Source organism: Pantoea sp. PNA 03-3, from assembly GCF_003201175.1.
Lineage (GTDB): Bacteria > Pseudomonadota > Gammaproteobacteria > Enterobacterales > Enterobacteriaceae > Pantoea > Pantoea stewartii.
In genome coordinates, this window is the sequence record NZ_QICO01000003.1 from 410,027 (window position 1) to 429,680 (window position 19,654).

Consider the following 19,654-nt stretch of genomic DNA (forward strand, 5'->3'; position numbering starts at 1 on the left):
TTTGAGAATATAACGAGTCAGTTAGTAATGTCTCGTTATTATTTTGATAAACAAGTATTTTTTTACGTTGATTCGCTGGATTCAGAAAAAAAAACGCTGCATAGGCAGCGTTCTTTTTTCTCTGGCTGAGAGGACGTTCGTTCTACACTAGCTCGGATTTCGACTTAATACCCGACGTGCTTCGCGATAACGTTTTTTCCAGTAATCTTCATTAAGGCTGGAGATCATCACGCCGTTGCTGGTCGAGGCATGAACAAAGTTGTCGTTGCCAAGATAGATACCAACATGACGGCCGGTGGAACCTGCACGGAAGAGGACTAAGTCACCCGGGCGCAGTCTGCTCCGTGCGATTTCTTTCCCTGTTCCCTGCTGTTCGGAGGTCGAACGAGGAAGATCTAATCCAAATTGTTCACGAAAAGTACGCTGTACGAAAGCGGAACAATCAATGCCGCGTTTAGTATCACCGCCAAGACGGTAACGTACACCTTTCCAGCTCGCGTATTGATCCATGATGCGTGTCTTAACATCGACATTACGCACCATCTCTTCGAACTCATCCTGAGACGCTTGAAGTAAAAAACCATTCTGGTTGTTAACTTCATGATTCTCGATTTTTGCGTTATGGGTACTGCTACAAGCTGAGAGGAGTGTTGCCAGCGCCAGAGCGGGCGCTATCCGCCAGATATATCTCAGTATTGGTTGAGACTTGACCATTATTCGGGTTTTCCTTCGAAGTCCTTACGACAAGATTGTCGCCAGCCAGATGACAAAACGGAATGAGATTAATAAGCCAGCCAGAACAAGACAACGCTTTAATTATAAAAATGTGTAAATCACCACAATTTATCTGTTAAAGAATGCTTAATACCGCGACTTCTTTCTCACTGCGACCGAGATTAACCGATTCCCGAGGCCGTGGCGAGTGCTTTTAATCAAATTCTGATAGGTTTTTTTGATACTTATCAAACTTAAATGACTTGTTCACTTTATCAACAGGAATGCAAGTGTAATAACAGGATGAAAGGGGAAAACAGGCGCTAATTCCAGGCATAGTGCGGGTTGCGGGGAGGGCGGCGGCGCGGCTGGCTTTCATCAGACAGGATAAATCCTGTAATATCATCGGCTTCAGCGTGATTTTTTGTTAGCGTGCTAATTGTTACTTTAAGTTTTTTATAAGTAAGGGCGGTTTAAAATTTAATCATTAACCCGCCCTCGCTAATTAATTACCCTTGGGGTTTATTTTTGCCCGGTAATTTGTGATAAAACCAATTAACCAGATAATCACTTGCCGGTGTTAATAACCACCAGCTCAATCCCACCAGAACAACAGAAAGCGAACCCACCGTAATATCCGTAAACCAGTGCGCGCCAGCCATCACGCGCGGCAAAGCGAATAAAACGACAATAACCACGCCGACTAAAAACGGGCGAAAGCCAAAATAACGCCACATAAATGCCGCAAAGATCATCAGCATCATGCCATGATCGCCGGGAAAACTGTCCTTTGACGCATCTTTAGCGGGAATGCCGGTCAGCTCACTGACACGATGCACGCCGTCAAAAAACAGCGTCGGGCTGGCGTGTTTGACCGGCAACAGATGGCCGGCCTGATTCAGAACGACCGCAGTCACAAGCATGGTAATGCCAATGGCCAGCATACGACGTCGACCGGTGGGCGTTTCGCGGTACCACAGCCACAAATAGAGCAAGCCCATTGCCAGCAAGGACACGGCATCAAAGCCGCGAAAATTAGTGATGGCAACCAGCAGGGCAAACGCCGGGTGAGCAACCATCTCATTATTGAAGGCGAAAAAAATCCCTTTATCAATTTCAAACCAAAACCCGTGATGAGGCGGTAAGTACCAAGAAAAAAACAGCATCATCCCCAGTGCATTAAGCAGGAGGATGGTGACAAGACGTGTTGCGTGCATAAATCTGCCCCAGTAAAAAAATAACCGCCGACCATAACCATGTCAGCTTAAACGAATCTTCAACAAGGCGGATTGTAAACTATTCCAGTCGGCAGGTGCGGAATGAATCATCTCAACACGGCTGTCTGGCGGCGTTGTGTCCAGCAATGCATAATGAAAATCCTCCCTCTGACGATTGATACTGACTGCGCCTTCCTTTATACGCAGGGAGCCCTTGACCCGATCTACAGGGGCAAGCCGCGCCCATTCAAGCAGGGGCTGAGCGTCAAACACCGTTTCATTGTCAAAAAGCCAGCCGCAGGCGACATAGCCCTGGCCCTGATTGAGTGCCCGACGCCACGTGCTCTGCCCGTCAAGACGCATTGCCGCAATACCACTGCCCGGAGGCGTTGAATGAGAGTGATGTGCAGGATGCGGAATGTCGCGCGGTGCGCCTCGCGGTTTGTCCAGCAAGGCTGGAGGGATGCGGCCAAATTCCGTAGCCACAAACGGCCGATCGGCCTGATGCGCTGTCCGCCATTGTGCCAGGCGCTGCTTATCATGGTCACTCCAGCGATCGCGTTTATTGCCAATGATGATGTCGGCGGCGAGGAGTTGATCGCGAAAGTTTTCATTATTGAGGATACGTGGGTCGGCAAGCTGGCGCGCATCCAGCAGCGTCAGCGTCGCCTGAAGCGTGAGCCAGCGCTCATAGGCAGGCGAGGTCAGCATGGTCAGGAGCTGGCGGGGATGGCCGAGTCCAGTGGGTTCGATTAATAAACGGTCGGGTTTAGTCTGCTTTAACAGCCTGTTCAACCCAATTTGCATGGGCAGTCCGTTAACGCAACACATACAGCCGCCGGGAATCTCTTTTAGCGTGGCGCCGCGGTTGGCAAGTAATGCGCCATCAATACCAATCTCACCGAATTCATTGACCAGTACAGCCCAGTTTTCCCCGGCGGGTTTATGCGCTAACAGGTGAAGCAACGTAGTGGTCTTTCCGCTGCCTAAAAATCCGGTAAGGAGGTTAACACGTGTCATGCCTGAGGCTCCTGCAAAGCATTATGCGAATATTGTTATAGTATAACAATATTCGCCTGCCGCACGCGCCAGTCTTGATCAGTCGGCGCGTCCCATATAGCGGCGCTCTGCCACATGGATGCGAATGCGCTCACCGTTACTGAGATATTCGGGCACCTGCACGACCAGGCCTGTACTCATCCCGGCAGGCTTAGTGCGTGCGCTGGCCGACGCGCCTTTAATTCCGGGCGAGGTGTCCACAATTTCCATGTCAACCGTCTGAGGCAGTTCAAGCGCCAGCACCTGTCCGTCCATGGTGAGCACCTGGATACCGGGAATGCCCCCTTCAGGGATAAACAGCAGTTCTTCTTCTATTTGCTCTTTTTTGAAGGCGTAAGGCGTGTAATCTTCATCGTCCATGAAGACGTATTCATCACCATCAATATAAGAGAAGGTGACGCTGCGGCGGCTCAGCGAAATGGCATCAATAATTTCATCGCCTTTGAAGCGTTCTTCTACTTTCATGCCGGTGCGCACATCGGTAAAGCGCATTTTATACAGCGTTGCCGCGCCCCGGGCGCTTGGGCTCTGGACATCAATGTCTTTCACCAGCAGCAGTTTGCCGTTATGGGTGACGGCCATTCCTTTTTTGATTTCGTTCGCTTTTGGCATTGCGGTTCTCGCTGTCAAAGTGATTGTGCGCGCAACGTTACTCGCGCGGACGTGAACAGGCAAGACAGCGCGAAAAATTTTGTGCCTGATGGCGACTAACAGGATAAAGCCACCTCAGTATACATCATGGATCATGACGTCATTGGCGTTGCAAAGGCGACATCACAGCATGACCGGCGATCGGCGCCTGGCCTGTTTCTCTGTAAAGGTGATGTCAGGGTAAGGCACGTTCTGTTATCGTGCGCGCTTTAGCGGTTCGGGGAGGTAAAAGATGGAATGTCGTACAGACTGTGGCGCATGTTGTATTGCCCCGAGCATTTCCTCGCCCATTCCGGGAATGCCACAGGGCAAACCCGCTAATACCCGGTGCGTTCAGCTTGCGGATAATAACCTCTGTAAAATTTTTGGATCGCCTCTGCGTCCGAAAGTGTGCGCCGGACTACAGCCATCGGTTGAGATGTGCGGTAGTAACCGTCATTATGCGATGGATTATCTGATTCACCTTGAGCAAAGTACCGCCCCCTGATTTCCCCGGTGCAGGTTCCCGTCTTCGCTGCGTTTGTTGTCTTTTGAGACATCATCACTGTTTAAAAACGCCGCATTTCTGGCTGTATTGTCGACGGCATAATTTATCCTCTGGTGCATGTTAATCGCTCCCTGCCTGCATGGCGTCCTGAATTTGTTCGTATCTTTGTGAAAGTGTTTGCTGACGCTGAAGCAGAGCCGAGGCATGCGATTAATGGCAAGGAGCTGACGTTGCTGAAATTCCCCTCCTGTTAATCGACCTCATGTCACCCAGACTTCAGCACGCTTTTTAAGATTATCCTCTGATCTCACTGAATTGTGCGTAACGTCAAAGATCTGCTACGTCGTTGACGCATTTTCTTGCCAGTGACACGCATGTTCAGCACAATTCTTGAAACGTTTCAGCGTTGCTGTAGCGGCCTTTAGTGGCACGAACAGCAAGATTCGACACCAGTAAGCTGAAACGATTCAATCAGCAAGCGAGGAGAATTATGTTCCAGCTCGAATTGCAGGCCATCCATACCGGAGCCAGCGCCCAAAATAAAGAAGATGCGATTCGTCAGGTTGCGGCGGCACTTACTGCCGCAGGTAACGTGGCGGAAGGTTATGTCAACGGTATGCTGGCACGTGAGCAGCAGACCTCTACCTTTTTGGGTAATGGTATTGCCATTCCTCACGGCACCACCGACACGCGCGATCTGGTGCTGAAAACCGGCGTGCAGGTCTTTCAGTTTCCGCAGGGCATTGCCTGGGGCGACGATCAGACCGCCTATGTCGCGATTGGTATTGCGGCCAAATCCGATGAACACCTGGCCTTGTTACGTCAGCTTACGCATGTGCTGAGTGATGACTCTGTTGCCGAACAGCTTAAAACGGCCTCAGCGGAAGATTTGCGTGCGCTGCTGATGGGTGAGAAGCAGCCCGCAGCGTTCAGCTTTGACACCTCCCTGATTACCCTCGACGTCAATGCACGTGATTTGATGACGTTGCAGGCCTTAAATGCCGGGCGTTTACAGGCGGCGGGCGTGGTTGATGCCAGCTATGTCGCGGATGTGGTGTCCCGCCATCCTCTGAGTCTGGGACAGGGCATCTGGCTCAGTGACAGCGGTAAAGGCAATCTGCAAAGCGGCGTAGCCGTCAGCCGCGCAGCGAGCGCGTTTGAGCACCAGGGCGAACCGGTCAACATGCTGATAAGCGTGGCAGCCGTTGATGAGCGTCCTCTGGACGTGCTGGGCTACCTCAGCGCTCTGCTGCAGAGTAATAAGGCCGATCGTTTATTAAAAGCGGATGCGGCAGGTGTTTATGCTCTGCTGACCAGCGAAGTCGACGAGCAGGCGGACCAACTGACTGCAGAATTCACGATCCGCAACGAGCATGGCTTACATGCGCGTCCGGGTACGGCACTGGTGAGCGTTATCAAGCAGTTTAACAGTGAGATCACGATTACGAACCTCGACGGCAGCGGCAAACCGGCGAACGGACGCAGCCTGATGAAAGTGGTCGCGCTGGGCGTGAAAAAAGGCCATCGCCTGCGTTTCACTGCCAGTGGTGATGATGCACAGCAGGCATTAGATGCCATCGAAGAAGCAATCAACAGCGGATTAGGTGAGGGGGCAGCATGACCAGACGTGTGGCAACTATCACGTTGAATCCTGCGTACGACCTGGTCGGCTATACGCCTGAAATTGAGCGCGGTGAAGTGAACCTGGTGAAGACCACCGGATTGCATGCTGCCGGTAAAGGCATCAATGTTGCCAAAGTGCTGAAAGATCTGGGGATTGATGTCACCGTAGGGGGCTTTCTGGGGAAAGATAACCAGGATGGTTTCCAACAGCTGTTCAGTGAACTGGGGATTGCTAACCGCTTTCAGGTGGTCAATGGCCGTACCCGCATCAACGTCAAGCTCACCGAGCAAAACGGGGACGTCACCGATCTCAACTTTTCCGGCTTCAGGGTGACCGCGCAGGACTGGGATCGTTTTACCAGCGATTCATTAACCTGGCTGGGTCAGTTCGACATGGTTTGCGTTAGTGGCAGCCTGCCGGAAGGTGTCGATCCTGACGCCTTTACCCGCTGGATGACCGAACTGCGCACCCATTGCCCATGCATTATCTTCGACAGCAGCCGTGAAGCGCTGGTCGCAGGCCTGAAGGCCGCACCATGGCTGGTCAAACCCAACCGTCGCGAGCTGGAAATCTGGGCGGGACGTAAACTCCCTACGTTGCAGGATGTGATTAACGCAGCGCACGAGTTGCGTGAGCAGGGCATTGCACATGTGGTGATTTCTCTGGGTGCAGAAGGCGCACTTTGGGTCAATGCCTCAGGTGAATGGATTGCTAAACCGCCGGTGTGCGAGGTTGTCAGCACCGTTGGGGCAGGTGACTCCATGGTAGGTGGCCTGATTTATGGCCTGTTAATGCGTGAATCCAGTGAACATACGTTACGTCTGGCTACTGCGGTAGCCGCGATGGCCGTGAGCCAGAGCAACGTTGGCGTTACCGATCGTACCCAGTTGGCCGCAATGATGGCGCGCGTCGACTTACAACCCGTTAACTAACAGCAGGAGAGCGATAGTGAAAACGCTGCTGATAAAAGATCCTTCAACAGGACTGGCCTCTGCCTACATGGCAAAACAACGTCTGGCTGCTGCGGCTGCGCAGGCGGGTTTGACGCTAACAGAAAACCCGGCGGAAGCCGAACTGGTGATTGTCACCGGTCAACATGTGCCTGACGATGCTGCGCTGAACGGAAAATCCGTCTGGCTGGGCGATGTTCAACAGGCGGTCAGTGAGCCAGAACAGTTCCTGAACCGTGCGAAAGCCGAAGCGAAACCCTGGCAGGCCCGCGCAGCCGCTCCGGCTGCAACCCCTGCAACAGCGTCAGCTAACGGACCAAAACGCGTGGTTGCCGTAACGGCCTGTCCAACGGGCGTAGCACATACGTTTATGGCGGCTGAAGCTATTCAGGCTGAAGCGACCAAACGCGGCTGGTGGGTAAAAGTTGAAACCCGTGGCTCTGTTGGTGCAGGTAACGCGATTACGCCAGAAGAAGTGGCGGCGGCCGATCTGGTGATCGTGGCGGCGGATATCGAAGTGGACCTGGCGAAGTTTGCGGGTAAACCGATGTACCGTACCTCAACCGGCCTGGCGCTGAAGAAGACCGCTCAGGAACTGGATAAAGCCGTTGCTGAAGCGAAGCCGTTTAAACCGTCCGGCGCGCAAAACAGCAATCAGGAAGAGAAAAAAGAGGGCGGTGCAGGCGCTTACCGTCATCTGTTAACAGGTGTGTCTTACATGCTGCCGATGGTGGTGGCTGGTGGTCTGAGTATCGCGCTGTCGTTTGCGTTTGGTATTACGGCGTTTAAAGAGCCGGGTACGCTGGCGGCTGCGCTGATGCAAATCGGTGGCGGTAGCGCGTTTGCCCTGATGGTGCCGGTGCTGGCGGGTTTTATCGCGTTCTCTATCGCGGACCGTCCGGGCCTGACGCCGGGCCTGATTGGCGGGATGATCGCCACCAGCATCAACGCGGGCTTCCTTGGCGGCATCATCGCGGGCTTTATTGCGGGGTATGCAGCCAAACTCATTAGCGGCAAAGTGAAGCTGCCACAAAGTATGGAAGCGTTAAAACCTATCCTGATCATTCCGCTGTTTGCCAGCCTGATCACCGGCTTGCTGATGATCTATGTGGTCGGTAAACCCGTCGCGGGCATCATGAGCGGTTTGACCAGCTGGCTGGCTCACATGGGAACGGCTAATGCTATCCTGCTGGGTGCTATCCTCGGCGGTATGATGTGTACCGACATGGGTGGTCCTGTTAACAAAGTTGCCTACGCTTTCGGTGTCGGTCTGCTGAGTTCACAAACCTATGCACCGATGGCCGCCATTATGGCTGCGGGTATGGTGCCACCGCTGGCAATGGGGCTGGCGACGCTGGTTGCCCGTCGTAAATTCAATAAAGGTCAGCAGGAAGGAGGTAAAGCCGCGCTGGTTCTGGGCCTGTGCTTTATCTCAGAAGGTGCGATTCCGTTTGCCGCTCGTGACCCCATGCGCGTCCTGCCATGCTGTATCGTCGGCGGTGCGGTGACCGGTGCCACTTCTATGGCGATTGGTGCCAAACTGATGGCACCGCACGGCGGCCTGTTCGTGCTGTTAATTCCAGGTGCAATTACCCCGGTACTGGGTTACCTGCTGTCGATTGTTATCGGCACAGCCATTGCCGGATTAGGGTATGCGGTGCTGAAACGCCCGGAAGAAGAACTGGCGAAAGCCTGATCTTAAAAGGAAAAAGGAGCCGCCAGGCTCCTTTTTTTAACGTTGCTCTGATTTGAGCCAGGCTATTTCATCTTTCCAGATATCCGGATTGATGGTCTCCAGAATCAGCGGAATACCATCGAAGCGCGAATCCTTCATTATCCAGCTAAACACGGTTTTACCGATATTGCCTTCTCCCAGGCTGTGGTGACGGTCAACCCGGCTGCCCAGCGTACTTTTGGCATCATTCAGGTGCATGCCACGCAGATAATTAAATCCGACTATGCGATCAAACTCGGCAAAGGTTTCAGTACAGGCTGCTTCGCTGCACAGGTCATATCCGCCGGCGAAAGCATGGCAGGTATCAATACAAACACCTACGCGAGATTTATCTTCAACGTGTTCGATAATGGTCGCGAGATGCTCAAAGCGAAAGCCCAGATTACTGCCCTGTCCGGCAGTGTTTTCAATCACGGCGGTGACGTTGCGGGTCTGATCCAGTGCGATATTGATGGACTCAGCGATACGTTTTAAACAGGTCAGCTCGTCAATCTGCTGTAAATGGCTACCCGGATGAAAATTCAACAGTGTCAGGCCCAGTTGCTCTGCACGCTGCATTTCATCCACGAAGGCATCGCGGGATTTCTGCAGGGCTTCCATAACCGGATGCCCCAGATTAATCAGATAGCTGTCATGAGGCAGAATCTGATCTGATGAAAAGTGGTATTTCTCGCAGGCAGCGCGAAAGGCAGCAATAGTCTCATCCGAGAGCGGGGCGGCTTTCCACTGGCGCTGATTTTTGGTGAACAGCGCAAACGCCGTGGCTTCCAGTTCATGCGCGCGGATCACTGCCTGATCCACACCACCCGATGCGCTGACGTGCGCGCCAATATACTTCATGCCGTTCTCCTGAAGGGTTCAACTCAGTCTGAACGGCATGATACACGATGACACTGGGGCAAAACGCAGCGCGGCGGAAATTTTTACACCCGGATTAGGCAGGCAAACAGCAGCGCGACAGGATAATATTTGCTGCCCCGCAGAACAGAGCGGCGTCAGAAAGGACAGGCTGCCAGCATGGCGAGCTGGCAAGCGTCTGCAACAGAATGATGCGGGGACTAAAAAGGTTGGGCAAACCTGTCAGTGGCGGAGTTGCGCGATATCTTTTTCGCTCAGGCCGGTCATTTTGATGACGGTAGGGCGGTCAAAGCCGTTAGTTAACATGACCCGGGCAATCTTCAGCGCTTCTTCCTTTCTGCCTTTCTCAATCCCTCTTTGTTCCAGCTGTTCTGCAATGGTCATCAGTGCGTCTCCGTGTTGCGGCACCCGCTGTGCCAGCTTATGGATTAAGGCGTGCGCATCCGACACCTCGCCCGCCTGCACCATGTAGTTTACCAGCGAGATAACCTGTGATGAAGAGAGATATTCATTTGTGAGAATAGCCACCAGCCTGTCAAGCATCACGGTCAGATTACGCTGATGGATGTGCTTCTGAAGTAACGTTAAGGCGGCCATACGGCGGTGGTGCAGGATCTCGTCGTCAGGGATACGCGTTACGTCAACCAAAGGGAAAGCCGCCGTGTAAAGTTTGCCCGCCTGATCCGGTAACGCAAAGCCATCCAGCCAGCAGAGAGAATAGGGATAGGGGCTACGTTTACCGGTGTAGAACAAGACGGGAATGACTAACGGCAGCGTTTGATGTCCGGCTTGCAGATGGCGATGCATGGCGGCCACCGCATAGCGCATTAACCTGAAGGCCATGTGTTTATCCGGACCAGACTGGTGTTCAATAAGGACGTGGATATAGCCTTCGCCGGACGCGGTTTTCACGCTGTACAGCACATCGCTATAGTACTGCCGCAGGTCGTCCTCGACAAAAGAACCCGATTCCAGCTTAAGCGTGGTCAGATCGCACAGGGCGCGCAACGCTTGTGGCAGGTGGATCGCCATAAAATCCCGCGCCACGTCCGGTTCGGTCAGAAACTGTCGGAACAGCGCGTCGTGAGGTGTCGGTGTTGGGGATGTTCTCTTCATCAGTTCCGGCTCGTAAAAATCACCGGTCTACAATAGAGCTACGGGAGGATCTTACCTAATAACAATGGTTTAATTTACGGCGCTTCTCGCAACGTTGGGTGAGATGAACACCTTCAGTACGCGAGCAAACGGGCTAACCGGCCTGCATGCGGCCGGTTTGATGAAGGCATGAACGTGCCTTACGCGATAAAACGCTGAACCAGCAGGTTAATCGTGCCGCCGCCCAGCACCAGCCAGCCAAAGACCAGTGCCCCCAACAGCACAGGTTTATAGCCCGCTGCACGAAGAGCAGTGAAACGGGTGGTCAGACCCAGTGCCGCCATTGCCATGGTCAGCAATATTCCTCCCAGCGTGTTGAACATATTCACCCATCCGGCCGGCAGCCAGTGCAGCGAGTTGAACAAGGCGACAACGACAAACATCAGGGCAAACCATGGAAACGTCACCGGCTTTGCGCTCTGCTGTTCTGCCTGCTCACGTCGCAGGGCGCCGCTCAGCAACAGTAAAAACGGCGCCAGCAGCATGACGCGCAGCATTTTCGCGATAACGGCGCTGCTTTCGGTTTCGGGCGCAATGCTGTGTCCGGCAGCAACGACCTGCGCCACCTCATGAATGGTTGAACCGGTAAAAATGCCAAACTGCGTCAGCGTGACACGGGGAAAAAAGTCATGCACCAGTGGCCACAAAACGGGATAAATAAAAATCGCCAGGGTACCAAACAGCACCACCGTAGCGACGGCAACGGCCACTTTTGACGGCGCCGCTTTGACCACCGGTTCCGTGGCCAGCACCGCCGCGGCGCCACAGATGCTGCTGCCTGCACCAATTAACCATACAGTTTCGCGGTCAAGCTTCAGCAGACGTCGGCCCAGCAGGCAGGTCACAAAGAACGTACTGCTCAGGGTCAGCACATCAATCAGCAGGCCGCTTAATCCCACGTCGGTGATTTGCTGCAAGGTGATGCGAAAGCCAAACAGAATCACACCGAGCCTGAGCAGTTTTTGTTTTGCCAGCTGCACGCCCGCGTCACACTGGCCGGCAAGAGGCGAGTAAACGCTGTTACCGACGATGATGCCCAGCATAATCGCCAGAGTTAATGAGCCCAGACCCAGACGAGCGATGCCTGGCACCTGGGCCACAGCGGCAGTCACGCTGGCGATCAGGCCGCATAACAACAGGCCGGGTAGCCACTGCTGAACGAAAGGATTTTTTGAAAGGGTGATGTCTGCCATGATTACGCTCCTGGTTGAGCGCTCATCATCATGCGGGGCTTGTTAAAAGTGAAATTGATTATATATTTATAATCTACCGCTATAAGTGATAAGGCAGGAACTATGCTGTTTGCACGACTGAAACGCTTAATCACGCTCATCAAACGCGATGTGCTGACGCTCGCCTTTGCCTGTCGCGATCCTCAAACACCGCTGTGGTGTAAAGGCCTGGCCGCCGGGTTGCTGGCGTACGGCATAAGTCCGATCGATTTGATTCCGGATGTTATCCCGGTTGTGGGACTAGTAGACGATGCCGTCATTATCCCTGCCGGTGTCATGTTACTGCTGAAAATGCTGCCGCGCGAGGTTCGGGCCCGCAGCGTCGCGCGTGCGCAGCAACAGCGTGCACGCGGTAAAAAAGTATTGGGTGTACTGGGTGTGATTTTTCTGCTGTGGATCGCCCTGATCGTTTACCTTGTCGCGCGCTAAGTGATTCCGGAGTTTTCATGCATATTACCCTGCGACAAATTGAAGTGTTTACCGAGGTGCTTAAAAGCGGCTCTACCACCCAGGCTTCTCAGGTGCTGGCGCTCTCCCAGTCTGCTGTCAGTGCCGCCCTGGCTGATCTGGAAAACCAGTTAGGTGTGCAGCTTTTCGATCGGGTAGGAAAGCGGCTAGTGCTCAACGAACATGGCCGGTTACTTTATCCCCGTGCCGTTGGCCTGCTCGAACAGGCCACAGAAATCGAACAGTTATTTAAAGAAGATAACGGGGCTATTCGTATTTATGCCAGCAGCACCATCGGGAATTATCTGCTGCCGGGGATGATTGCCGGTTACCGCCGTGATTTCCCCACGTTGCCTTTAGAGCTGAGCGTGGGAAACAGTCAGGACGTGATCACAGCCGTTTCCGATTTTCGCGTCGATGTGGGATTAATTGAGGGGCCGTGCCATATGACAGAACTGGTCAGCGAGCCCTGGCTGGAAGATGAACTGGTGGTCTTTGCCGCACCGGACGCCGCCATTTTGCAGCAGCCCGTCACGCTGACCTCGCTGGCTGAGGCCACCTGGATTCTCCGCGAGCGCGGCTCAGGTACGCGCGAGATTGTCGATTATCTGCTGTTGTCCCATTTGCCGACATTTCAGTTGGGCATGGAGCTGGGCAACTCCGAAGCGATAAAGCATGCCGTGCGGCACGGGATGGGCATCAGTTGCTTATCACGTCGGGTGATTGCCGAGCAGTTGAGCGCCGGGACGCTGATTGAGCTGAAAACGCCTTTGCCGAATCTGACGCGCACGCTTTATCGCATCCACCATCGACAAAAACACATCTCAAAGGCCCTGTCGCGGTTTTTATCGTACTGCCGGGAAACGTAAACGCCCGATGAATGGTGGTTTAATCAGCGGTTCAACCCCTTGAATTTCAGGGAAACAGGCGGCGCCGCTAATAATTTCGCGCCAATCATGAAGGTAACTAATAACAGCGTAGCATTCGCTATACAGCGTGGCCTTTGCTGCTACAATCGCGCCTTATTTTTACCCAGCGTAATGTTTACACATGCATAATGACACAAATACAACACAACAACCTGCGTTACGACGCGATCTAAAAGCACGCCATCTCACCATGATCGCCATTGGCGGATCAATCGGTACAGGTCTGTTTGTGGCATCCGGTGCCACCATCTCTCAAGCTGGCCCCGGCGGGGCATTACTCTCATATGCCTTAATTGGCTTAATGGTCTATTTCCTGATGACCAGCCTCGGCGAACTGGCCGCGTTTATGCCGGTTTCCGGCTCCTTCGCCACCTACGGTGCCAAATATGTGGAAGAGGGCTTTGGTTTCGCCCTGGGCTGGAATTACTGGTACAACTGGGCGGTCACCATTGCTGTCGACCTGGTAGCATCGCAACTGGTTATGAATTACTGGTTTCCCGACACGCCGGGCTGGATCTGGAGCGCACTGTTCCTGAGCCTGATGTTCCTGATCAATTACATTTCAGTCAAAGGCTTTGGCGAGACCGAATACTGGTTCTCCTTGATCAAAGTCGCCACCGTCGTGATCTTTATCGTGGTGGGCGTGTTGATGATTGTGGGCATTATGCGTGGCGCGGAAAATGCAGGCTGGCATAACTGGCAGGTAGGCGATGCGCCGTTTGCCGGAGGCTTCGCGGCGATGATCGGTGTTGCAATGATTGTCGGCTTTTCTTTCCAGGGGACTGAACTCATCGGCATAGCGGCGGGTGAATCTGAAGATCCGGCGAAAAACATTCCGCGCGCCGTGCGTCAGGTGTTCTGGCGCATCCTGCTGTTTTATGTGCTGGCCATTCTGATTATCAGTCTGATTCTGCCCTATACCGATCCGCAACTGCTGCACAATGATATTAAAGATATCAGCGTGAGTCCGTTTACCCTGGTGTTCCAGAATGCCGGCCTGCTGTCTGCGGCGGCGGTCATGAACGCGGTGATTTTAACGGCGGTACTGTCGGCGGGTAACTCCGGGATGTATGCCTCAACGCGCATGTTGTATAACCTGGCGTGTGAAGGTAAAGCGCCGCGCATTTTTGCCCGGCTGTCAAAAGGCGGCGTACCGCGTAATGCGTTATGGGCCACCACCGTCGTCGCGGGTTTGTGCTTTTTAACCTCAAAATTTGGTAATCAGGAAGTCTATCTCTGGCTGCTGAATACCTCCGGTATGACAGGCTTTATCGCCTGGTTAGGGATTGCCATCAGTCACTATCGTTTCCGTCGCGGTTATGTGGCTCAGGGGCGCGATCTGAGCGACTTGCCGTACCGCTCAGGCTTCTTCCCACTGGGGCCCATTTTTGCCTTTGTACTCTGTCTGATTATTACGCTCGGTCAGAATTACCAGGCCTTCCTGCAGGACACCATTGACTGGTACAGCGTTGCAGCGACCTATATTGGCCTGCCTTTGTTCCTGCTGATCTGGCTGGGTTACAGGCTGGTGCGGGGCGGACGCATTGTGAAATACAGTGAGATGGAATTTCCCCGCTCATAACGGGTTAAAAGCGCACGGTAAACGCCGTGCGCTTTTACGTTACGTCATCACTATTAACATTCCATGAATTGATAATTATTATCACCTGCACTATTGTGGCTGCGTTTTTAATTTTGGAGCCATTACTGGATTGAACCATGACAACGGAATCCTCGTTGATTGGTGCTGAAGCAGGCCATCAGCCCATACTGAAAAATTATCATCAGGTTTTGCGCCGCCGCCTGTTCTGGATAGGGGCGTTGCTGGTGGCGATCCTTGCGTCACTGGTTCTGGACTTTACGCTCGGCCCGGCCGGACTTTCGCTATCGACGTTGTGGCACACGCTGCTCTCACCCGAGAGCGTTGATGCAGGCACGCGCGTCATTGTCTGGGATATCCGCCTGCCTTATGCGCTCATGGCCATCGTGGTCGGCCTTGCACTGGGCCTTGCCGGCGCAGAAATGCAAACCATCCTTAATAACCCGCTTGCCAGTCCGTTTACGCTGGGCGTTTCCTCGGCGGCGGCGTTCGGCGCCGCACTGGCCATTATTTTAGGCGTAGGGATTCCGGGGATCTCCGGTCAGTGGTTTATCTCAGCCAATGCGTTTATCTTTGCTCTGCTGGCCGCCTTAATGCTGGACGGCATTACGCGCTGGACGCAGGTCTCGTCATCTGGCGTGGTGTTATTTGGTATTGCCCTGGTGTTTACCTTTAATGCGCTGGTGTCGATGATGCAGTTTATCGCCAGTGAAGATACGTTACAGGGGCTGGTGTTCTGGACCATGGGCAGCCTGGCGCGTGCGTCCTGGGAAAAACTGGGCGTACTGAGCGCGGCTTTTGTGCTGTTGGTGCCGTTTTCCCTGCTCAGTAGCTGGAAACTGACCGCACTGCGCCTGGGGGAAGACCGGGCCGTGAGTTTTGGTATCGACGTGCGCCGTCTGCGCCTGGCGACTTTGCTGCGTATTAGTGTGCTATCCGCCTTAGCGGTTGCCTTTGTCGGCCCGATTGGTTTTATTGGCCTGGTCGCACCGCACATCGCCCGTATGATGTTTGGCGAAGATCATCGCTTCTATCTACCGGCCAGTGCGCTGACCGGTGCCCTTGTGCTGTCGCTGGCCTCAGTGGCTTCCAAAAACCTGATTCCCGGAGCCATCATCCCGGTCGGGATTGTGACCTCGCTCATTGGGGTGCCGTTTTTCCTGAGTATCATTTTGCGTCACCGAGGGCATGTGTAATGAAACAGGGATTACGCCTGCGCGGCTTCACCACCGGTTATCCTAAACGTCAGGTCATTGATAACCTTCACGTCGAGCCGTTACCGCGTGGCGAAATCACGGTCCTGCTGGGACCGAACGGCTGCGGTAAATCCACCTTACTGCGTGCGCTGGCCGGGCTGAATAAAGGGCAGGGCGAACTGTGGTTAAACGGCGAAGATCTGATGACTCAGCCCTTTGCCCGCCGGGCCAGACAGGTTGTGTACCTGCCGCAATCGTTGCCTGCGGGGGTGCATCTGCATGTGCTGGAGTCCATTATTGTCGCGCAGCGTGCGTCATCGGGCCTGCACAGTCCCGCCAGTGAAGCCGATGTCATGAGACTGCTGGATCAACTGGGCATTGCCCATCTGGCAATGCGGTACCTGGATCAGCTCTCGGGTGGACAAAAGCAGCTTGTTGGCCTGGCCCAGTCGTTGATTCGCCGGCCTGCGCTGTTACTGCTGGATGAACCGCTGAGTGCGCTGGATTTAAACTACCAGTTTCACGTTATGGATTTAGTGCGGCGTGAGACGGCGCTGCGCAATATGGTGACGGTGGTCGTGGTCCACGATATCAATATCGCTTTACGTCACGCGCAGCATGCGCTGATGCTCAAAGCGGGACGGTTAATCGCGGAAGGCGCACCGGATAGCGTGATCACGCCCACTACGCTGGCGCAGGTTTATGGCGTGCAGGGCCGCATTGAGCACTGTTCCCGCGGAATGCCGCAGGTCATGATTGACGGATTAGTCCGGGAAGGGCTGATGTAAAAAAACGGGGATGGCGCACGCCATCCCCGGTTGTGTTATCCCACCAACAAGTGCTGCGCATGAAAGCGCAGATGATCTTCCACGAAGCTGGCGATAAAGAAGTAACTGTGATCGTAGCCTGGCTGAATACGCAGAGTTAACGGGAAATCCATCTCCTGCGCCACTGCCTCTAATCGCTCCGGCTGAAGCTGATCCGCCAAAAACTGATCGCTGTCGCCCTGATCGATCAATAACGGCAGGCGATGCTGAACCTCGCGCATCAGCTGACAGCTGTCGTATGCCCGCCAGGCCTGGCGATCCTCTCCCAGATAAGCGGTGAACGCCTTTTGTCCCCAGGGCACATCGGCGGGATTCACAATCGGCGCAAAGGCGGAGGCGGAGGCAAAGCGGTTTGCCAGGCGTAACGCCAGCATCAGCGCGCCGTGTCCGCCCATAGAGTGCCCCATGATCGACTGACGTTCACTGACCTTAAAGTTATCGGCAATCAGCGCAGGCAGCTCCTCACTAAGGTAGTCGAACATCCGATAGTGGCTCGCCCAGGGCTGCTGCGTCGCATTGAGATAAAAGCCCGCGCCCTGGCCCAGATCATAGCCCTCGTCATTGGCCACCGCCTCACCGCGCGGGCTGGTATCGGGCATGATCAGCACCAGCCCCAGTTCAGCGGCGACGCGCTGCGCACCCGCTTTGGTGGTAAAGTTTTCATCATTGCAGGTCAGGCCTGCCAGAAACCACACCACCGGCGGGGGCGAATCCCCGCGCGGACGGGGCAAATAGATGCTGAACGTCATCGGGCAGTTCAGCACCTGAGAGGGATGACGCCAGCGCTGCTGCCAGCCGCCAAAAATACGGTGTTCTTCCAGTAACTCAAGAGAAGATGTCATAGCGCCCCCGATTACTTATTGAAGTGAACGACGGAGCGGATCGACTTCCCTTCGTGCATCAAATCAAAGGCGTCATTTATCTCTTCCAGCGGCATGGTATGCGTAATGAAGTCGTTCAACGCAAATTTACCATCGAGGTAATCCTGCACAATCCCAGGCAGCTGCGAGCGACCTTTTACGCCACCAAACGCAGAGCCACGCCAGACGCGCCCTGTGACTAACTGGAACGGACGCGTAGAGATTTCCTGGCCTGCACCGGCGACGCCAATGATCACCGACTCGCCCCAGCCTTTATGGCAGCACTCCAGGGCAGAACGCATCACGTTGACGTTACCGATACATTCAAAGGAGAAATCCACGCCGCCGTCGGTGAGTTCAACAATCACGTCCTGGATAGGTTTATCGTAATCCTTAGGGTTGATCAGATCGGTTGCACCAAGTTTACGGGCCAGGTCGAATTTGCTGGTATTGATATCAATACCAATGATGCGGCCGGCCTTCGCCATTTTCGCGCCGATAATCGCTGACAAACCAATGCCGCCCAGACCAAAGATGGCAACGGTATCGCCTTCTTTAACTTTAGCGGTGTTCATCACTGCGCCCATACCGGTGGTTACGCCGCAGCCCAGCAGGCACACTTCTTCCAGTGGCGCTTCTTTACTGATTTTCGCCAGAGAGATTTCCGGGACGACGGTGTATTCGGAGAAGGTTGACGTGCCCATATAGTGAAAAATGGGTTTACCGTCTTTAAAGAAGCGCGTCGTGCCGTCAGGCATCAGGCCTTTACCTTGTGTGGTGCGGATGGCCTGGCACAGATTGGTTTTGCCTGACAGACAGAACTTACATTTACCACATTCCGGCGTGTAAAGCGGGATAACATGATCGCCCACTTCCACGCTGGTGACGCCTTCGCCGACCGCTTCAACGATACCGCCGCCTTCGTGACCCAGAATCGCCGGGAACACGCCTTCCGGATCGCTACCTGACAGCGTATAAGCATCCGTATGACAAACGCCAGTGGCAACGATACGGACCAGCACTTCCCCTTTTTGCGGCGGCATTAAATCCACTTCTTCAATTTTCAGTGGTTCGCCAGCGGCCCAGGCGACAGCGGCACGGGTTTTGATCATGTTCATGCAATCCCTCTTCCAGTCAGATTGTGACGCGTTATGGCGTCTGGATGGTCGTGATTCATTAAAAATAGCGCGGAAATCTTATTCCGCCGCCTGTAAAGGATGCATCAGCTCATCGTTGAGCGGACGATCGTGAAACTGTTCGATAATGAGGTACTTGAGTGCCTCAACATTGGGCGTGAAGGCGTCCCGTCGCCACATCAGCCAGGTCGCAGTATCACGATACTTCGCCGGCAGGCTGTGTACCTGAACCCGTGCGCGCTCTGGCATCTGTTTCAGGACCGACGCCGGAATCATCGCCACGCCTGCACCGCCTGCGACACAGGCCAGCATGGCATGATAAGACTGAATCTCCATGACGCTGTCTGGCGCCGCCTGGCTGTCGCGATACCAGGCTTCCAGTTTCACCCGGTAAGAGCAGCTGTTGCGGAACGCAAACAACGTATCTTCCTGAGTATCGCGTGCGCTCGTCACCGGGATGTGGTCAAGGTCAGTGATGAGCACCATCTCTTCACGGAACGCAATACAGCCATTCAGATCGTCGTGCTGAACCGGCCCGTCGACCAACGCCGCGGCCAGTGTTCCTTCGCGAACCCGATCGATAATTTCACCGGAGGTGCCAGTGATCAGCGATAAGGCGACCGCCGGAAAACGCTGATGATAGGCAGCCAGCAGGCCAGGCAGGCGCGTTGCCGCCGTACTTTCCATCGAGCCCAGCGCAAAATTCCCGCCAGGCTTACCGGTGCGCGCCATACTTAAGGCTTCATCGCTCAGGGCCAGAATGCGCTGCGCATAGTTAAGAAAATTATGGCCCATCGGGGATAAGCGAATGCGCTGTTTTTCCCGAATGAACAGATCGGCACCCAGTTCCTCTTCCAACTGGCGCAGGCGCGTGGTGAGGTTAGAAGGCACCCGATGCAGTTGTTCCGCAGCACGGGCAAGAGAACCGCTCTCTGCCACGGAACAGAACATACGTAGCTGGACTAAATCCATGTGTT

At 54.2% G+C, this 19,654-nt stretch carries 19 protein-coding genes; 9 read left to right on the forward strand and 10 right to left on the reverse strand.

Annotated features, from left to right (window positions below; genetic code table 11):
- Positions 1–147: 147 nt before the first annotated feature.
- The 4 genes from mepS to yeiP all read right to left on the reverse strand — a co-directional run bounded on the left by mepS (position 148) and on the right by yeiP (position 3,602).
- Positions 148–714, reverse strand: a complete 567-nt coding sequence (mepS, locus tag C7433_RS11680; protein ID WP_006119961.1) for a bifunctional murein DD-endopeptidase/murein LD-carboxypeptidase — start codon at positions 712–714, stop codon at positions 148–150.
- Between the two features lie 509 nt (positions 715–1,223).
- Positions 1,224–1,931 (reverse strand): phosphatase PAP2 family protein, encoded by a 708-nt coding sequence (locus C7433_RS11685; protein ID WP_006119960.1) that lies wholly within the window; start codon positions 1,929–1,931, stop codon positions 1,224–1,226.
- 42 nt (positions 1,932–1,973) lie between these two features.
- The gene (locus tag C7433_RS11690) at positions 1,974–2,951 is read right to left on the reverse strand and encodes a GTP-binding protein (RefSeq protein ID WP_110268210.1); all 978 of its coding nucleotides are present in this window, start codon (positions 2,949–2,951) and stop codon (positions 1,974–1,976) included.
- A gap of 78 nt (positions 2,952–3,029) precedes the next feature.
- A complete protein-coding gene (gene yeiP, locus C7433_RS11695) occupies positions 3,030–3,602 on the reverse strand; it encodes an elongation factor P-like protein YeiP (RefSeq protein ID WP_006119958.1) in 573 nt (190 codons plus the stop codon).
- 271 nt (positions 3,603–3,873) lie between these two features.
- Between yeiP and C7433_RS11700 the strand changes: the two genes are divergently transcribed.
- The 4 genes from C7433_RS11700 (at position 3,874) to fruA (ending at position 8,398) form a co-directional block, all read left to right on the forward strand.
- Entirely contained in the window at positions 3,874–4,128 is a 255-nt protein-coding gene (locus C7433_RS11700) for a YkgJ family cysteine cluster protein (RefSeq protein WP_006119957.1), read from the forward strand.
- Positions 4,129–4,618: 490 nt separating this feature from the next.
- Positions 4,619–5,749: a fused PTS fructose transporter subunit IIA/HPr protein gene (fruB, locus tag C7433_RS11705; protein ID WP_006119956.1), complete on the forward strand. Its 1,131-nt coding sequence runs from the start codon at positions 4,619–4,621 to the stop codon at positions 5,747–5,749.
- Positions 5,746–6,684: a 1-phosphofructokinase gene (fruK, locus tag C7433_RS11710; RefSeq protein ID WP_006119955.1), complete on the forward strand. Its 939-nt coding sequence runs from the start codon at positions 5,746–5,748 to the stop codon at positions 6,682–6,684. The genes fruB and fruK overlap by 4 nt, the downstream gene beginning before the upstream one ends.
- A 16-nt stretch (positions 6,685–6,700) precedes the next feature.
- Positions 6,701–8,398, forward strand: coding sequence for a PTS fructose transporter subunit IIBC (fruA, locus tag C7433_RS11715; RefSeq protein ID WP_006119954.1), 1,698 nt, complete (start codon positions 6,701–6,703; stop codon positions 8,396–8,398).
- A 36-nt stretch (positions 8,399–8,434) separates the two neighbouring features.
- Here fruA and nfo read toward each other — a convergent pair whose 3' ends face one another.
- The 3 genes from nfo to C7433_RS11730 all read right to left on the reverse strand — a co-directional run bounded on the left by nfo (position 8,435) and on the right by C7433_RS11730 (position 11,643).
- Positions 8,435–9,277, reverse strand: coding sequence for a deoxyribonuclease IV (gene nfo, locus C7433_RS11720; RefSeq protein WP_033740573.1), 843 nt, complete (start codon positions 9,275–9,277; stop codon positions 8,435–8,437).
- Positions 9,278–9,517: 240 nt separating this feature from the next.
- A complete protein-coding gene (locus tag C7433_RS11725) occupies positions 9,518–10,411 on the reverse strand; it encodes an Rpn family recombination-promoting nuclease/putative transposase (protein ID WP_054633445.1) in 894 nt (297 codons plus the stop codon).
- Between the two features lie 179 nt (positions 10,412–10,590).
- Positions 10,591–11,643: a YeiH family protein gene (locus tag C7433_RS11730; RefSeq protein ID WP_039338166.1), complete on the reverse strand. Its 1,053-nt coding sequence runs from the start codon at positions 11,641–11,643 to the stop codon at positions 10,591–10,593.
- Between the two features lie 102 nt (positions 11,644–11,745).
- Between C7433_RS11730 and C7433_RS11735 the strand changes: the two genes are divergently transcribed.
- From C7433_RS11735 to C7433_RS11755, 5 genes are all read left to right on the forward strand, one after another.
- Positions 11,746–12,111, forward strand: a complete 366-nt coding sequence (locus C7433_RS11735) for a YkvA family protein (protein WP_006119946.1) — start codon at positions 11,746–11,748, stop codon at positions 12,109–12,111.
- A 17-nt stretch (positions 12,112–12,128) separates the two neighbouring features.
- A complete protein-coding gene (gene yieE / locus C7433_RS11740; protein WP_033740566.1) occupies positions 12,129–12,998 on the forward strand; it encodes a DNA-binding transcriptional regulator YeiE in 870 nt (289 codons plus the stop codon).
- Positions 12,999–13,179: 181 nt separating this feature from the next.
- On the forward strand, positions 13,180–14,640 hold the full coding sequence (locus C7433_RS11745) for an amino acid permease (RefSeq protein ID WP_033740564.1): 1,461 nt from the start codon (positions 13,180–13,182) through the stop codon (positions 14,638–14,640).
- Positions 14,641–14,777: 137 nt separating this feature from the next.
- A complete protein-coding gene (locus C7433_RS11750) occupies positions 14,778–15,854 on the forward strand; it encodes an iron ABC transporter permease (protein WP_054633448.1) in 1,077 nt (358 codons plus the stop codon).
- Complete coding sequence (locus C7433_RS11755; protein WP_054633449.1) at positions 15,854–16,642, forward strand: ABC transporter ATP-binding protein; 789 nt, start codon at positions 15,854–15,856, stop codon at positions 16,640–16,642. The genes C7433_RS11750 and C7433_RS11755 overlap by 1 nt, the downstream gene beginning before the upstream one ends.
- A gap of 35 nt (positions 16,643–16,677) precedes the next feature.
- Here the strand turns inward: C7433_RS11755 and fghA are convergent, their stop codons facing one another.
- From fghA to C7433_RS11770, 3 genes are all read right to left on the reverse strand, one after another.
- On the reverse strand, positions 16,678–17,523 hold the full coding sequence (gene fghA, locus C7433_RS11760) for an S-formylglutathione hydrolase (protein WP_006119939.1): 846 nt from the start codon (positions 17,521–17,523) through the stop codon (positions 16,678–16,680).
- Between the two features lie 11 nt (positions 17,524–17,534).
- Positions 17,535–18,659, reverse strand: coding sequence for an S-(hydroxymethyl)glutathione dehydrogenase/class III alcohol dehydrogenase (locus C7433_RS11765; RefSeq protein WP_033740561.1), 1,125 nt, complete (start codon positions 18,657–18,659; stop codon positions 17,535–17,537).
- A 78-nt stretch (positions 18,660–18,737) separates the two neighbouring features.
- A complete protein-coding gene (locus C7433_RS11770; RefSeq protein ID WP_039338161.1) occupies positions 18,738–19,649 on the reverse strand; it encodes a LysR family transcriptional regulator in 912 nt (303 codons plus the stop codon).
- Positions 19,650–19,654: the final 5 nt, after the last annotated feature.

What these genes read in the sequence shown, in the direction of transcription:
- C7433_RS11745 (WP_033740564.1), top strand. Translation starts at nt 13,180, where the DNA reads ATGCATAATGACACAAATACAACACAACAACCTGCGTTACGACGCGAT.
- mepS (WP_006119961.1), bottom strand. Translation starts at nt 714, where the DNA reads ATGGTCAAGTCTCAACCAATACTGAGATATATCTGGCGGATAGCGCCC.
- fruB (WP_006119956.1), top strand. Translation starts at nt 4,619, where the DNA reads ATGTTCCAGCTCGAATTGCAGGCCATCCATACCGGAGCCAGCGCCCAA.
- C7433_RS11730 (WP_039338166.1), bottom strand. Translation starts at nt 11,643, where the DNA reads ATGGCAGACATCACCCTTTCAAAAAATCCTTTCGTTCAGCAGTGGCTA.
- C7433_RS11755 (WP_054633449.1), top strand. Translation starts at nt 15,854, where the DNA reads ATGAAACAGGGATTACGCCTGCGCGGCTTCACCACCGGTTATCCTAAA.
- C7433_RS11735 (WP_006119946.1), top strand. Translation starts at nt 11,746, where the DNA reads ATGCTGTTTGCACGACTGAAACGCTTAATCACGCTCATCAAACGCGAT.
- yeiP (WP_006119958.1), bottom strand. Translation starts at nt 3,602, where the DNA reads ATGCCAAAAGCGAACGAAATCAAAAAAGGAATGGCCGTCACCCATAAC.
- C7433_RS11700 (WP_006119957.1), top strand. Translation starts at nt 3,874, where the DNA reads ATGGAATGTCGTACAGACTGTGGCGCATGTTGTATTGCCCCGAGCATT.
- fruK (WP_006119955.1), top strand. Translation starts at nt 5,746, where the DNA reads ATGACCAGACGTGTGGCAACTATCACGTTGAATCCTGCGTACGACCTG.
- nfo (WP_033740573.1), bottom strand. Translation starts at nt 9,277, where the DNA reads ATGAAGTATATTGGCGCGCACGTCAGCGCATCGGGTGGTGTGGATCAG.
- C7433_RS11685 (WP_006119960.1), bottom strand. Translation starts at nt 1,931, where the DNA reads ATGCACGCAACACGTCTTGTCACCATCCTCCTGCTTAATGCACTGGGG.
- fghA (WP_006119939.1), bottom strand. Translation starts at nt 17,523, where the DNA reads ATGACATCTTCTCTTGAGTTACTGGAAGAACACCGTATTTTTGGCGGC.
- C7433_RS11725 (WP_054633445.1), bottom strand. Translation starts at nt 10,411, where the DNA reads ATGAAGAGAACATCCCCAACACCGACACCTCACGACGCGCTGTTCCGA.
- C7433_RS11770 (WP_039338161.1), bottom strand. Translation starts at nt 19,649, where the DNA reads ATGGATTTAGTCCAGCTACGTATGTTCTGTTCCGTGGCAGAGAGCGGT.
- C7433_RS11750 (WP_054633448.1), top strand. Translation starts at nt 14,778, where the DNA reads ATGACAACGGAATCCTCGTTGATTGGTGCTGAAGCAGGCCATCAGCCC.
- C7433_RS11690 (WP_110268210.1), bottom strand. Translation starts at nt 2,951, where the DNA reads ATGACACGTGTTAACCTCCTTACCGGATTTTTAGGCAGCGGAAAGACC.
- yieE (WP_033740566.1), top strand. Translation starts at nt 12,129, where the DNA reads ATGCATATTACCCTGCGACAAATTGAAGTGTTTACCGAGGTGCTTAAA.
- C7433_RS11765 (WP_033740561.1), bottom strand. Translation starts at nt 18,659, where the DNA reads ATGAACATGATCAAAACCCGTGCCGCTGTCGCCTGGGCCGCTGGCGAA.